Genomic DNA, 15,285 nt, shown 5'->3' on the forward strand with positions numbered 1-15,285 from the left:
TGTTAGCAATATCTTAAATGGCAAAGTCGTTGCAGCTTACTGGTCTTCAATATTTAAATCGACGATAATAGAGGCTTATGTTTTTTAACAGGACCTTTATTTATGGCATATCCAAAAGCTGTGCTGGCTCAGCCAGTAAGTACTAGCCTTGAATGCACATCTCATGATGCATTGATCATTATCAGTGATGATTTTTCTCAATTACCAAATAACCCATTACGCGATGCTGTTCTAGCACTATCAAAAGTAGACTCTCGCATTGGTAAGCAAGTTACTTTATTAGTAATTGAAAACAAGCGTGTAATACTTGCTCCAACAGGTCCGTTAAACAGAGATTACGACGACGTACGTCGTTACTTTGATGCCGCTAAACTAGCAATTAATGAAGCGAAAGCATCGGGCAGTGTTAACCCTGCAATATTTTTACCAAATCTTAATGGCGATAGCCGTTACCAACACGCTCTAGAAGTTGCTTATTTAGGCGCTTGTCAGGCTTTATGGCAACCATTAGAAGCGCGCGAGTTTCATGGTGAAGGAATTGAACCAGTAATAAATATTGGTTTAGTTGGAGCTAGTGATCAAACAATTAAAGCCGTTAATGCAATTGCTGCGGGTCAATATGCTGCACGTGACTTATGTGGTACTGAGCCTGAGCGTATGGCTCCGCCTCGCTTTGCAGATTACTGCGTTGATTTATTTAAAGGCTCAAAAATTGCGGTTGACGTAATTGACGATATTGCAGCTATTGATAAAAATTATCCAATGTTAAGTACTGTTGCTCGTGCATCTTATGCAGTTGAGCGTCATCATCCACGTGTTGTTAAGCTTGAATATGTACCAGAGGGCGAAATTACTCGTACGCTTATGTTTGTAGGTAAGGGTCTTGTATATGACACCGGCGGTGCAGATTTAAAAGTTGGCGGACACATGGCAGGTATGAGCCGCGATAAAGGTGGCGCAGCATCTGTTGCAGGGTTTATGAAAGCCGTTGCAGATTATCAGCCTAAAGGCGTAAAAGTAGTATCGTACTTAGCCGTTGTTCGTAACTCTATTGGTTCTGATTGTTTTGTACCAGATGAAATAATCACTAGCCGCGAGGGTGTACGTGTACGCATTGGTAATACTGATGCAGAAGGGCGTTTAGCTATGGGCGACTTACTTAGCGAAATGAAAGATTTAGCTAAAGGCGAAATCAATCCAACGTTATTTACTGTTGCTACATTAACGGGGCACGCTGCTCGTGCAATGGGTCCTTACGGTGCATACGTTGAAAATGGTCCAGCTCGTAGTGCAGGTGTTTCACGTCAAATAGCCGATTGCGGCGATTTATGGGCAGATGGCGCAGAAGTATCGCGTTCACGCCGTGAAGATTATGATTTTATTAAACCGCGTACGTTAGCTGACGATGTACTTTCTAGTAATAATGCCGCATCTGCAGTTACAGCCCGTGGGCATCAGTTCCCAATGGCGTTTATGGCTATTGTAGGCGGGCTAGATAAGCACGGTAACGACTCTGCGCAACCTTTACCATATGTTCATATGGATATTGCAGGTAGCGGTGTTGAAGGTGGTGATTGGCAACATGGTAAGCCAACTGCTGCGTCTGTAACTAGCTTGTTTGCACGTTATTGTTTGTAATACTTAATAAGTTATCGCTTTAAAATGAAAGCCCCAAATTATAAGTCATAATTTGGGGCTTTTTAATGAATACTCAATAAGTTATCGCTTAATCTAGTTTAAATCGATTAACAACACTTGATAGCTGCACACTACTTTGTTTTAGTTTATCGCTCGCACCAGTTAACTGCTTGGTATTATCTAGCGACTTTTCGGTTGAATGCGACAAATCGTTTATTCGTAAATTAACCTCATCGGCGGCTTGAGTTTGTTGTTCTGTAGCGCGAGCTATTTGGCTATTCATCTCTGTGATTATTGATACGAGTCTTTCAATTTCATTAAGAGAGGTATTAGCTAATGAGGCTTGATCTACTGTAGAAATAGAAAGTGCTTGGCTTGATTTAACAGCCTCTACAGCCGCTTTCGCACCTTCTTGAAGTTTGGTTATCATAGCTTGAATTTCATCAGTACTTTGCCCTGTACGGCTTGCTAAAGTACGGACTTCATCGGCAACTACAGCAAAACCACGACCATGTTCGCCCGCACGTGCCGCTTCAATTGCTGCGTTTAATGCGAGCAAATTGGTTTGTTCCGAAATACTCCTAATAACATCAAGTACTGAACCAATATTGTGACTTTCGTTTGCTAGGTCTTCGGTTACACGGCTCACCGTTTCTATATTGCTAGAGAGCGTTTCTATTGCGGTAATGGTTTTAGCGACTACATTTTTGCCAGTAGATGCATTTTTAGCTGCATCGTTTGCTGCTTGCTCAGCGGCTTCTGCATTGCGGCTTACGTCATGTATTTGATGGGTCATTTGTTCCATAGCGGCTGCTACTTGTGTTGAACTGTCGTTTTGTAGTTCAATGTATGAGTGACTCGTTTTACTTGATTCATCAACTGTATATGCATGTTCACCCACATCAGTTGCACTTTGCGATACATGAACTAAAGATTCACGCATTTTTGATATAAAAGAGTTAAATGAATGAGATAGCTCTGAAATTTCGTCATTTCCTTCTTCATTTAAACTACGTGTTAAATCACCTTCACCTTGCGATATATCTTTCATCATATCGGCAGCAAGCCGTGTAGGAGCGACAATACTTTTGCCTATAAAGTAACTAAATAAAATAATGGCAAATATCATAATAAGAGCATTTATAATTATTAAATTTCGCTGTTCTTCAAATGCGGTATCAATCGAATCGAGGTAAACACCAGAGCCAATAATCCATTGCCATTGGTTAAATCCTTTAACAAACGCAATTTTATCAACGGGTTTGTCTTTTCCGGGTTTTGGCCATTTATACGGTATAAAACCTTCACCAGAACTTTTGACAATATTTACCATATCAACAAACAATGCTTTACCGTCTAGGTCTTTATTATTGGTTAAATCTTTCCCTTCAAGTGCCGGTTTTATGGGGTGCATTATCATTTCTGGTTGGTAGTTATTAATCCAAAAGTAATTAGTATTGTCGTATCTGAGTGCGCGAATAGCTTGCATTGCTTGTGATTGCGCTTGTTGTTGGGTAATAGTTTGGTTTTGTTCAAGCTCATGAAAGTGGGTGATTATACTGTAGGCAGTTTCTACTACATTTTGTGTTTTTATATATTGTTCATTTTTGAGTGCGTCATATTGATGATTTAAGCTAGAAATACTTAATACAATCAAACCAAAAATAACAATCCCCACCAAAATGGCAAACCGTTGAAAAATACTAAAACGACGAAGGTTGGGCATACATTTATCCTTTATAAGTTTGCACTGATAGGTGCATAGAATAAGCGTAGCTAAAAAGTATATTTAATCTAGGCTCAATAACCATTAAGGCAAAAAAAAGGCTGATTTATCAATCAGCCTTTAGTCTACTTTTTAAACTTGTTTAACTATTTAACATCAAAATGACGATTAAAGAAGTTAGTAATGGTTTGATGTAAGTGCGTTTGTACTTGTTTACCACGTAAGCTGTGTTTAGAGCCTGGGTAGGTCATCATTTCAAACTGTTTCTCATTATCTTGAAGCTGCTTAAATAATTTAGTGGAATGAGTAAACAACACGTTGTCGTCTGCCATGCCATGGTAAATCATTAATGGACCTTTTAAGCCATCTGCGTAAGGAAAAACAGCACTGTCTTCATAGCCCTTAGCATTTGTATCAGGGTGACCTAAATAACGCTCAGTATAATGTGTATCGTATAGTGCCCAATCGGTTACAGGTGCACCTGACACGCCTGCTTGAAAGTAATCACCCGCTTTAAACATGGTCATAAGTGCCATGTAGCCGCCGTAACTATGACCATAAACACCAATGCGTTGTGGGTCTACAAAATCAAGAGTACGTAAAAACTCTACGCCTTTAATTTGATCTGCCACTTCAACCACACCTAAGTGCTTGTAAATAGCATCTTCAAACTTTTTACCACGGTTATAAGAACCACGGTTGTCGAGTTGAAAAATCACGTAACCTTGTTGCGCCATGTACTGAAAATACAAGTTTTTACTACGCCAGCTATTCGTTACTCGTTGTGCATGCGGACCACCGTATACGTTAACAATAACAGGGTGTTTTTTGCCATCAGTTACGTTGCTTGGTTTAAATAGGCGATAATGCATAACTTGACCATCTTCGGCTTTAATTGTGCCGTACTCTGGTTTTGTTAAGTCACTTAAATAAGGTGTAAGCGGGTGATTACTGTCTAGCTTGTTTTCTTCAAGCCACGTAATAAATTCGCCATTTATTTTGCGAAGTGCTGCTGAATTTGGTTTATTGTCAGACGAGCTATTATCGATAAAGGTTTTGCTGTCTTTTGCTATTACAACATTATGGTACTGACCTTTTTCGGTAATACGTTTTGTTTCGCCCTTTTTGAATAAAGGAGCGCTGTACAGGTGGCTTTCAAGAGGGGTATCTTTTCGACCAGCAAAGTACACAACGCCTTTTTTCTCATCAATGCCTTTTAAGCTATCAACAGTCCAATCACCAGCTGTAATTTGGCGAACAAGCTGACCATTTGTGCGATATAGGTATAAGTGTTTAAAACCGTCGCGTTCAGATGCCCATACAAAGTGTTTTTTGTCTTTTAAAAACTCAAGATCAAAATGTAGGTTGATCCACGTATCGCTGTTTTCGGTAAGTGCTACCTTTTGCGTTTTTGACTCACTGTTATAAAAACGAAGTTCTAGTTTATGTTGCGAGCGGTTTTGCCACTGGTACGACAGTGTATCGCTATCTTTTAACCACTTAGCGCGGGCAATATAAATATCTTCGTCTTTACCTAAATCAATCCAATCTACTTGTTGATCGTTTAGTTTTACTACGCCAAGTTGAATTTTGACATTATCGGTACCTGTAAATGGGTAACGTTGATTAAATAGTTTTACTTCATCAGCGTAAATTTCGTTACGTATGGCTTCTTTTACTGGGGTTTCGTCAACACGAGTGTAAGCAATTTTAGATTCGTCACCTGACCACCAATAGCCAGTCATGCGGCTCATTTCTTCTTGAGCAACAAACTCGGCCATGCCGTTTTTAATAACGCCGCCACCGTCTTTGCTAAGCTGAATTTCTTTACCTGATTCAAGTTCTAAAGCATAAAGGTTTTGCTCTCGAATAAACGATACATAGTTACCTTTAGGTGAAAAACGTGCATCGGTTTCAAATGTTTCAGTGTCGGTTAGTTTTTTACTTTTACCTGATGCTAGTTCGTAATAATAAAGGTCGCCGTTAAGTGGAAATAAAAGCGCTTTACCATCTTTAGACCATTTGTATTCAAGTATGCCTTTACCAAAAATACGTTGGCGTTCACGGCGTGCTTTTTCTTCATCAGATAGATTTTCTGGGCCTGAAAATAATTTAGCTGAATCAACCAGAATACGATTTTTTTTATCTTTTAAATTGTATTCCCATAAATCGTAGCGGTTGTAGTCATCATTTTTACCTTGTAAATAAGTTACTCGGCTGCCATCCGGCGAAAATTTAAGTTGTACCGGCGACTTACCCGACAGGCTAGGATCGTCAAAAATACGCTCCAGCGATAAAGGTTTTGCTTGAACACTAATAGCGCCAACTATTAATGGCAGGGCAAGTGAAAGGTGTTTTATTTTTTTTAGCACAAGATTGCCTTCGCTTTTATAAATATTACTTTGAATGGTAAAGCCAAGCGTGTGCAACTGCAACTAAATGCTATAAAGTGTCAATTATTAAAGACTAAGCAGGACATTATAATGACTAACCCTGAATTCGAATTAGCCCCAGAGCTTAAACGCGACTGTATAGCTCTTGCCGATTGGCCGCTGTGTAAAGTACTTTTGTTGAACGATAGTCAGTATCCATGGTTTGTATTAGTACCAAGGCAACCTGCCTTAAAAGAGATTATTGATTTATCTGAGGGTGATCAAATTGTGTATTTAAAAGAGTCTGCAAAGCTAAGCAAGTTGATTATGAATGTATTTAAGCCTGATAAGTTAAACATTGCTGCTTTGGGGAACATGGTGCCGCAATTACATATTCATCATATAGCACGTTTTACGACTGATGCTGCCTGGCCTGCGCCAATTTGGGGTAAGTATCCAGCAGTTCCGTATACAGAGTTACAAATTACAGAGTTAAAAAAAGCGCTACAGTTTTAAACTGCAACGCTTTTTTAGGGTTTAGCTAAGTTTAACTAAGCTTATTTAAGCCCTAGTACTTCTTTACCTTGCTTAAACGTTACATCTACAGGAATATTTGCTTTGCTTAGTTTTTCTAAGTCTTTAGCAAGTTCTTCTTTAATGTCGCCATGAGTTGCAATTAGCTGGTCTACTTTTTCGTAATCGCCATCACCTTGTAAGGTTAAAATTAAGCGAGAAAGCTTAGCCATTGCAATGCTCATTTTTTCCATATTAACGCGATATAAACCAGCTTCATTTTTAGAAAATGCGCCTTCTTGTGCAAAAAAGTTAAAGCGGATCATGTTTGCTTGACCATGTGCACTTGATGCACCAAAACGTACTGAGCGGAAAATACCAGCCATAAAGGTTGTGTAGTAATCTTCAAGTGTACCTTCAGTAATCTCGCCTTTTTTAAGCAACTGCTCAACCATATATAAACCAAGTATATCGGCTTTACCTTCCTCAAGTGCACTTGCGTGTTCTTGTAGAGATTGGCGAACGGTACCTTTACCTGTAATGGTATTTTTAATACCTAGACCGTGAGCCACTTCGTGAAACATGGTGTTAGCAAAAAATGCATTGAAAGTAATATGCTTACGTTGTTCAGGTACAATCAGCTGATCAGCAATTGGTACTAAAATTTTGTCAAACTTAGCACGCATTGCATTTTTAAGTTGTAGGCGGCGAGTACCTTTTTCTAATTGTACTTGCTCATCGTTTGGCAAGTTAATCGCTATTGTTTTACTACCAGCGTTAGAGTGACCTGCGTAATAAACAACATCATAAGCGTTTAAGTCGGCGTCAGAGCCTGGTACTTCCTGTTTATACTTAGCATCAACAGGTAAATCTTTTTGAAGCTCAGGTAAAAATGCTGCAAATTTAGCTAGGCGTTCGCTCCATTTTAGATCTTTAATTAATACATAAGACTCATAAGCAGCACGGTAACCAAACAACTGGTCTTCGTAAGTCTCAATAGGACCAATAACCACATCAATAGGGTTATTCTTCATATCCATCCATGCAAAATCAGATACTTGAAAATCATCTTTTTGCAGTGCATCAGCACGAAGGTTTAGATAGCTTGCAAATTCTTTGTCGTCAGCAAGCTTACTTGCTTCGCGTAGCAAGTCGGCTGCTTTTGCAAGTTCAGTAGCGTATTCTTTAGAGTAAGGTACGCTGTAAAGTTTGCCTTGCTCATCACGTTTAATAACAGAGTAAAGACCTGTTTTGTCTTCAACGTCGGCATTGTTTAATTCTTCTTTAGTGATGTCTGCAGGGTAAAACTGCGCACCAAGTGGTTTTTCTTTATAACCAGATAAAAAAGCTTCATCACCATTTAAACGATCCCATGGACCATAGTTAATATCGGCAAATGTACGAACTTTTTCATCGTTTAACTTTGCTAAAAATGCACTTTTACTTTTACCAAATGATTGTTTCCAAAATAACTCATCCATTACTTTTGAAGCATCAATAAGTTTAACAATCATGGCTTTTTGATTATCACTTAAATGCGACAAATCACTTTGTAAACTAAAGTCGGTATAAATATCTAAACGTTGCTGGTCAGCATTTATGAGTTGTGGACCCATTTGCTTATTTTCTGCTTTTGAAGATTGCTCTGTTTTTGCTGTTGTGTTGTCGGTAGAAGAGGGAGCTTGCTCTGAGCATGCACTAAGAAAAACGACACCAGAGAGCATAATTGCTTGGCTAATTTTATTTAAGATCATTATTTTGCCTGTTAAAAAAGTAAGTTTAATATTTTGTACGTGCTAACAAAGTAGCTAAAAATGCACAAACGCTTCCTTATTGTGACTGCATTAAACCAAAACTGAATGGTAAATAGCAAGTGTTAGGCGTTGTAAGGCAAATGGTCGGGATAAAATAGCGTGAATAAAAAATAAATCTCTATAATTTCCTTAACTTTAGCGGTAAGTTAGACAATACTAATTGTATTACTAATATCAAAAATTAATTGTCGTGGTTTGCATTTGCATTGCAACCTAAGAACAAAAGGATGACAGCTTTATGTCTACAGAAAATGCACTTTTAACGATTTTAGTCGATAGAATAAATAACGATACACTGGTTTTACCAACGTTACCTGAGGTTGCTATTAAGGTACGTTATGCTGCTGATAACCCTGATGTGAATTTAATGCAAATGTCGGACGTTATCTCACAAGATCCCGCTTTATCAGCTCGTATGATCAAAGTAGCTAATAGCGCAATAATGGGACGCTCTGTAAAAGTATCTAATTTACATCAGGCGGTTACACGTATTGGCTTGCGCCAAATTAAAAATATTGCAACGGCTATGGCTATGGAGCAATTGTTTGTTTCAAATAATGAGCTCATTAAAGGGTATATGGGCAAAGCGTGGCAAAAAACGCTGACCGTTGCGAGTCATTCTATATCGTTGATGGAATTTTATTTAAAAAATAACAAGCATACGTCGTTAAATCGCGATGCTATTACCCTCGCTGCACTTGTTTATAATATTGGTGTATTACCTATTTTGACTGAAGCTGAACGTCACCCTGAGGTGTTTGCTAATCCTAGCTTTCTAGCCCATGCAATTCAAAAGCTTAGCGGTAAAATAGGTTTTTCTATTATGCGTGCATGGGAGTTTCCTGACGAGTTTTCTGATGTGGCACTTAGTTGGGCGGATCCGAGTTATAAACCAGCTCAAATTGGCTATGTAGACTTTATCCGCATTGGCGCTATTTTAGAGGGGACATTACAGGTATCTGATAAATCAGCTGCATTACAGGTATACATAGATAAAGGTGTTATTCCGTCTATGCAGTTGTTCTCTAGTGATGAGTACAACGATATGTTAGTTGATGTGAAAGATATGTTTAGTTAAGTTCTCTTAAATTTTAAGCATAAAAAAAGCACGAATGAATCGTGCTTTTTTTATACTTAAAATAGTTTTAACTTTAAGGTTTTACTAAATCGTCTGCATCACCTAAGCCAGACGTTAACTCTTCAAGTAATTGTTTAATTTCTTCTGAAGAGAGAATAAAGTCTGCATCTAGTTTTACTGCCATATCTTCTTTTGGGATATCAGCATTTTCTTCTTTTAACGTTTCTGAATAACTTAAACGTTTAATAGAGCCATCATTTTGCAGCATGAACTTAACGCGCTCTTGCCAATCAAGTGCAAGTTTAGTTACGCGTTTACCGCTTTCAAGATGCGATTTCACTTCGTCACATGATAAGTCATGACCTTTAAGTTTAACTTGTGCGCCACTGTCGTCTGCTTCTTCAAGTTCAGCATCTGAGCCTATTGCAAAACCTTCAGGTGTGCTGAAGTTAGTTAACCAATCTGTTAAAAATACATCAAGGTCGTAATTTGCAAATGCAGGTACTACAGGTAATGTACCCAGTGATTTACGAAGTAGGGCAAGTAACTCTTCTGCTTTATTAAAGCTGCCACTGTTTACTACAACCCAACCGTTTTCTTGGTCGATAAACGCAAACTGTAAACTAGATTTTTTAAACGCTTGTGGAAGTAGAGCATGAAGAATGTTTTCTTTTAATTCGTCTTTTTCTTTTTTCTTAACTGGACGATTTTCTTCTGCTTCAATTAAATCAACTTTTTCAGCAACAAGTTCATTAATAACAGAAGCAGGTAATACTTTTTCTTCACGCTTAGCACACACTAAAATACTTTTTTGTGAAAAGTGCGATAATGTGTCGCCGTGTTTTCCAAATGCTTTTGTCCAGCCAAATGTCGATAATTCTTGACCTGTACATGGACGAAACAAGTCTTGCTCTAATGCTTTATCGAAATCTTCTTGAGTATACGAAACGTCTTGCTTAAAGCGGTAACAAATAAGGTTACTAAACCACATGGGGATTGATCCATTTGAAAATTTATCCAATCATAACAATAAAATCAGTATCTCGAAATGACTGATTTGTTACTGGCTGTTTAATTTTGATTAAAAATAGGCAGTGGTTTAGGCATGTTTTTTGGAAATTTAATATAGTAACGTAAACCCTTACCAGCTTCGCTACTTGCATCTATAGATCCGCTTAAAGTTTGTTTAACTAAATTGAGCATTATGTGTGTGCCAAGTCCGCTTCCGCCTTGATCTCGTTTGGTAGTAAAAAACGGATCAAACAACTTTTTAAGCTGCTCATTTGTCACTCCATTACCATTATCTTTGTAATCAATGGTTAGGTTTGTTTCGTCACTGGTTATTTTAATATCCATAATGCCGTTATTTTTGCCTTCAAAACCATGAATAAGTGAGTTCATAATTAAGTTAGTAAAAATTTGGCTTATTGCACCCGCAGGCAAATTTAAAACAAGATCATCAGGGCATTCTAATTTAATAGTATGGGCTGTTTTTTTTAGTTGTGGATGAAGTGAGCGAATAACCTCGTTTACATAATCTTTAAAATTAATGGTTCTTATGGCTTCGCTTGCTTGATCAACTGCTATTTGCTTAAAACTGGCAATTAACTCTGAGGCTCTATCAAGGTTTGTTGTTAGTAAACTAGTACTTTGTTGAGCATCATTAATAAAATTTTCGAGGGCTTTAGGCGACAGGGTTTTTTCTTTATAGGCAGCTTCAAGTTGATTTAAACGCTCTTGTAAAAATGAGATTGCGGTAACGCCAATACCTATTGGTGTATTTATATCGTGAGTTATTCCTGCAACTAGCCCACCTAATGCGGCCATTTTTTCAGTGCCGAGTAGGCGCTCTTGTGCAAGGCTTAATTCATCTACGTAACGTTGTAACTCGGTTTGTTTTGTTAGTAGCTCTTGCTCGGTACTGCGACGAAGATCGACTTCATCAGTTAATACAATTTTTTGTTTTTCTAATTCATATTTTTGTTGTTGTAAATCCATCATTGCTTGGCTTAAATTTGATGTTTTACGAGCTACGTCTTGCTCTAATTGAACATTATGTTGATCTAGTTTTTCGTTACTTATTATTAGCTGCTTTTGCGCATGCTCAAGCTCTAGGCGGTATTGAACAACTTTATCTATCAGATTGTTAAATGACTCCTCCATTACTTTGAGCTCGTTATGCTCTTCTGTTTCTATTTCTATGTGCTGACCTTCAAGTTCGTCTAATTCAAGATTTTCTATTTGTTCTATAAATTGAGATAGGGGATCGGTAAGTAATTTTCTGAACGCCATTAAAAACAAAATAATCAAAAATGTTGTTTTTATCATCGCATTACCAATCAAAAAATAGATTGAAACCATAATGCGACTAAATACGACTTCTCGACTAGAAAATAAAGTAACGTCGCCAACTTGTGTTGCTCTACCCGAAAATTCGAATATAAGCGGAAAGGTATATCCAAATAAACCTGACTTAGAATCTTCTAAAATAACTTCTTCTTGTACTAATTGTTGGCTGTACAACTTATGTATGTCGAGAGAACGCCCAAGCTGCGAGATTATTTCGCCGCTATCGTCGCGCACTATTATGCCTTCAATCATAGGGATAGCTAATAGACCTTCTGCCGTGGTGATAGTTTGCTTGGTGTTTAGCTCCCAAATGGCTCTGGTTAAACTACGACTAAAAGTTTTTTGTAAGGTGGCTAATTCATCTCTAATATAGTCTTTTGTATTTACATATTCAGCAAGGACTTGCCCGCAAGTGACCACAAAGGTTAGCAAGAAATAGACCGATAAAACACTGGTCAGCAACTTTTTAGAAAGGCTTTGTTGTAACATAAGTGGCTTATGGTTCCTTTGGTTTTAGTACAAGATTGCTTAGTTACATAAAAGTTAGTCAATAAATGCTTAAAAATAAATAAAAAACATTTTATTTTAAGCGTTATTTTAATCTCAAATGAGTTTAAATTTGTACTTTGGCAAACTTGTGAATTTAAGAGAATTCTTTTTACTCAGAAAATTCTTAGATGCTTTGTTACGTATATAGGTACCGTGGTAGAATAGAACAAGTCGCTATGGATGGCTATTTCTTAACAGCTTTAATTATGCTCATTTAGTAGTAAACATTATGACTTTTTCTATTTTAGTGTGTGACGACTCTGCCGTTGCGCGTAAGCAAGTAATTAGATGCTTGCAGCAATGTGTCGATGCGAACATTCAGCAAGCTGTAAATGGCGCCCAAGCTATTGAGCTATTTAAAACTAATAACTTTGATTTATTATGCCTAGATTTAACTATGCCAGAAGTAGATGGCGTTGAGGTACTTGAACATATAAAAGCGCAAAAAATTGAATGCTTTGTACTCGTTATTTCTGCTGATATACAAGATAAAATGAAACACAGAGTTACTCAATTAGGTGCTATAGACTTCATAAATAAACCTATAGATAAAACTAGTTTAAGTGATGTTTTGCATAAATTTGGCATTCATTAGGTTTTTTCATGTTTAAAAAGGCTGTTTTATCTTTTAATTTAGGGTTGACAGCATAGCCTTTGTTGAGGCAGTCTTAACCTATGAAAACAATTAATCGCGTACTGACCATTATTATTACAACCACCATTCTTACTGGATAGTGGCATAGGTCGGTGCAACAAATTTAAAGGCCTGTGTTCACTTAGAACACAGGCCTTTTTCGTTTTATGGGATGAGGAACATAAACAATGCGCGTTTTAAAATTTGGTGGGTCATCGCTTGCCGACTTTACATGCCTACAACAAGTAGCTCAGTTAGTTAAAGCACAATTAAAAGACGAAGTACTATTAGTACTTTCAGCACCAGGCGGTATGACCGATTCATTAGTTGCTCTAGCAAGTGAAGCTGAGCAAGGGCATGACTTTAGTGAGTTATGGCAAGCTTTAGTGAGTAGATGCGAAGAACTAAAAGCAGCTGTAGAAAAAGATCACGGTACTATTGAAAACTGGCCAAACTTTACTGAACTTAAAAATAAACTTGATGGTGTTGCATTAATTAAGTGCTGCCCAGAGCAGGTTCGTGCTTTTATAATTAGTTTTGGTGAGCGTGTAAGTGTCTCGCTTATGCAGCGTTTATTAAGCTCACATAACGCTAAGTACTTAGAAGCAACAAGCTGTATTGCATCAACAGGTGGTTATATTGATGCCGAAGCAGACTTAGTAGCAAGCAAAGTGCGCTTTCAAGCTATGTTAAAAGAAAATCCAGCCACTATATATATTATGCCTGGTTTTACAGCTAGTAATGACAAGGGCGAGCTTACAACACTTGGTCGTAACGGTTCTGATTACTCGGCAGCAATTGCTGCTGCATGTTTAGAAGCTGAAATTTGCCAAATTTGGACAGACGTTGATGGCGTATATAGCGCTGATCCCCGTTATATTAAAAAAGCGACAAAGGTAGATTTTTTATCTTATAAAGAAGCAATGGAGCTTTCTTACTTTGGCGCTAAAGTACTTCATCCTAAAACAATTTTACCGTGTGCTAAAGCGGGCGTACCTTGCGAAATTAAGAATACACATAACCCAGATGCACAAGGCTCGTTAATTGGTAATGACTACCCGTCGAACGACCCTGTAAAAGCCCTTTCGAGCTTACAAGACCTTGCTATGCTGACAGTTTCGGGCCCTGGCATGAAGGGCAAAGTAGGTATGGCTTCTAAGGTATTTAACGCACTTGCGCACGATAATGTTTCTATTGTTTTGATTACGCAGTCATCGTGTGAATTTAGCATCAGCTTTTGTGTACATGAAAGTGATTTAGCATTAGCGCTAGATGCACTACAAACAGCGTTTGAGCTTGAGTCGAAGGCAGGATTAATTGAGCCGGTACAAGTGCAACGTAATTTAGCTATTGTTACTTTAGTTGGCGACAATATGCGTGCGCATAGAGGTTTAGCTGCTAAGTTTTTCGCATCCCTTGCACAAGCACAGGTTAACATTGTCGCAATTGCACAAGACTCTACCGAAAGTGCTATTTCAGCTGTAATTGATGGTGAAAGGTGTAATGGTGCGGTAAAAGTATGCCACGAAAACTTTTTCACACATGTTCCATCAATTGATGTGTTTTTACTAGGTTGCGGTTTAGTTGGTCAAGAGCTTATTAATCAGCTTGAGCGTCAACAAGCTTGGCTTGAAAAGCGTAATATTAAACTTAATTTGTATGGCGTTGCTAATTCTCGCCAATTACACCTAGATAGTGAAGGTATTGCTTTTAGTGATTGGCAGCAAAAGTTAGGCTCATCTGAGCAAGCATTTGATTTAAAATTAGTAGAGCAGTTTGTTAAGCAAAATCATTTAGTGAATCCCGTACTTGTTGATTGTACATCGTCAGATGCACTAGCTGCGCAATATGTAGATTTTTTAAATGCAGGTTTTCATGTTGTGGCTGCCAATAAAAAGGCAACAACAAGCTCATATACTTATTACCAAGATTTAATTGCAGCAACACAAAGAAATAACCGCAAGTTTTTATACGAGACAAACGTAGGTGCTGGCTTACCAGTAATCGATAACTTGCAGTCATTATTTGGTGCTGGCGATGAGTTGCTTGAGTTTAGCGGTATTTTATCAGGCTCTCTTTCGTACATGTTTGGCGCATTACAAGATGGTTTATCACTTTCTGAGGCAACTATTAAAGCCAAAGAAAGCGGCTTTACAGAGCCAGACCCTCGTGATGACTTATCGGGTACCGATGTAGCGCGTAAGTTACTGATCATTGCCCGTGAATCGGGTATGCAACTAGAGCTTAGCGATATTGAAGTTGAGTCTGTATTACCACCAGGTTTTGCACAGGGAGACAGCGTTGATGAGTTTATGGCAAAGCTACCAAGCCTAGATGCTGATTTTAACAAGCTTATTCAAAGTGCTACGAGTGAAGGCAAAGTACTTCGCTATGTAGGCACAATTAAAGAAGGTCATTGTAAAGTAGGTATTGAAGCAGTAGATGCAAAACATGCGCTTAGTGTCATTCGCGATGGTGAAAATGCACTTGCTATTTTAAGCCAATATTACCAACCACGTCCGTTTGTAATTCGTGGTTATGGCGCTGGCTCTGAAGTAACAGCAGCGGGTGTGTTTGCTGATATTTTAAAAACGCTATCGCGTTAGGAGCAG

10 protein-coding genes are annotated in these 15,285 nt (G+C 38.1%); 5 read left to right on the plus strand and 5 right to left on the minus strand.

Annotated elements, in window-relative coordinates; genetic code table 11:
- Positions 1–102: 102 nt before the first annotated feature.
- Positions 103–1,638 carry a leucyl aminopeptidase family protein gene (locus I6F65_RS14480; RefSeq protein WP_197113546.1) on the plus strand — a complete coding sequence of 512 codons (1,536 nt, stop codon included), beginning with the start codon at positions 103–105 and terminating at the stop codon, positions 1,636–1,638.
- Positions 1,639–1,726: 88 nt separating this feature from the next.
- On the opposite strand, the gene I6F65_RS14485 is transcribed toward I6F65_RS14480, so the two are convergent.
- Positions 1,727–3,364, minus strand: a complete 1,638-nt coding sequence (locus I6F65_RS14485; RefSeq protein ID WP_197113548.1) for a methyl-accepting chemotaxis protein — start codon at positions 3,362–3,364, stop codon at positions 1,727–1,729.
- Between the two features lie 146 nt (positions 3,365–3,510).
- A complete protein-coding gene (locus I6F65_RS14490; RefSeq protein WP_024612371.1) occupies positions 3,511–5,736 on the minus strand; it encodes a S9 family peptidase in 2,226 nt (741 codons plus the stop codon).
- Positions 5,737–5,847: 111 nt separating this feature from the next.
- Here I6F65_RS14490 and I6F65_RS14495 point away from each other — a divergent pair, with 111 nt between their 5' ends.
- A complete protein-coding gene (locus tag I6F65_RS14495; protein ID WP_024612372.1) occupies positions 5,848–6,252 on the plus strand; it encodes an HIT domain-containing protein in 405 nt (134 codons plus the stop codon).
- Positions 6,253–6,293: 41 nt separating this feature from the next.
- Here the strand turns inward: I6F65_RS14495 and I6F65_RS14500 are convergent, their stop codons facing one another.
- A complete protein-coding gene (locus tag I6F65_RS14500; RefSeq protein WP_197113551.1) occupies positions 6,294–8,003 on the minus strand; it encodes a Zn-dependent hydrolase in 1,710 nt (569 codons plus the stop codon).
- A gap of 298 nt (positions 8,004–8,301) precedes the next feature.
- On the opposite strand from I6F65_RS14500, the gene I6F65_RS14505 reads away from it, so the two are divergent.
- A complete protein-coding gene (locus I6F65_RS14505) occupies positions 8,302–9,141 on the plus strand; it encodes an HDOD domain-containing protein (RefSeq protein ID WP_166112143.1) in 840 nt (279 codons plus the stop codon).
- A gap of 73 nt (positions 9,142–9,214) precedes the next feature.
- Here I6F65_RS14505 and rdgC read toward each other — a convergent pair whose 3' ends face one another.
- Positions 9,215–10,132, minus strand: a complete 918-nt coding sequence (gene rdgC, locus I6F65_RS14510) for a recombination-associated protein RdgC (protein WP_166112146.1) — start codon at positions 10,130–10,132, stop codon at positions 9,215–9,217.
- Between the two features lie 80 nt (positions 10,133–10,212).
- Positions 10,213–11,979, minus strand: a complete 1,767-nt coding sequence (locus I6F65_RS14515) for a sensor histidine kinase (RefSeq protein WP_166112149.1) — start codon at positions 11,977–11,979, stop codon at positions 10,213–10,215.
- Positions 11,980–12,268: 289 nt separating this feature from the next.
- On the opposite strand from I6F65_RS14515, the gene I6F65_RS14520 reads away from it, so the two are divergent.
- Positions 12,269–12,634: a response regulator gene (locus tag I6F65_RS14520; RefSeq protein WP_197113554.1), complete on the plus strand. Its 366-nt coding sequence runs from the start codon at positions 12,269–12,271 to the stop codon at positions 12,632–12,634.
- 227 nt (positions 12,635–12,861) lie between these two features.
- Entirely contained in the window at positions 12,862–15,279 is a 2,418-nt protein-coding gene (gene thrA, locus I6F65_RS14525; protein WP_166112152.1) for a bifunctional aspartate kinase/homoserine dehydrogenase I, read from the plus strand.
- Positions 15,280–15,285 lie beyond the last annotated feature (6 nt).

It is taken from the genome of Pseudoalteromonas sp. SWXJZ94C, assembly GCF_015864385.1.
In the GTDB taxonomy this organism is placed as follows: Bacteria; Pseudomonadota; Gammaproteobacteria; order Enterobacterales; family Alteromonadaceae; genus Pseudoalteromonas.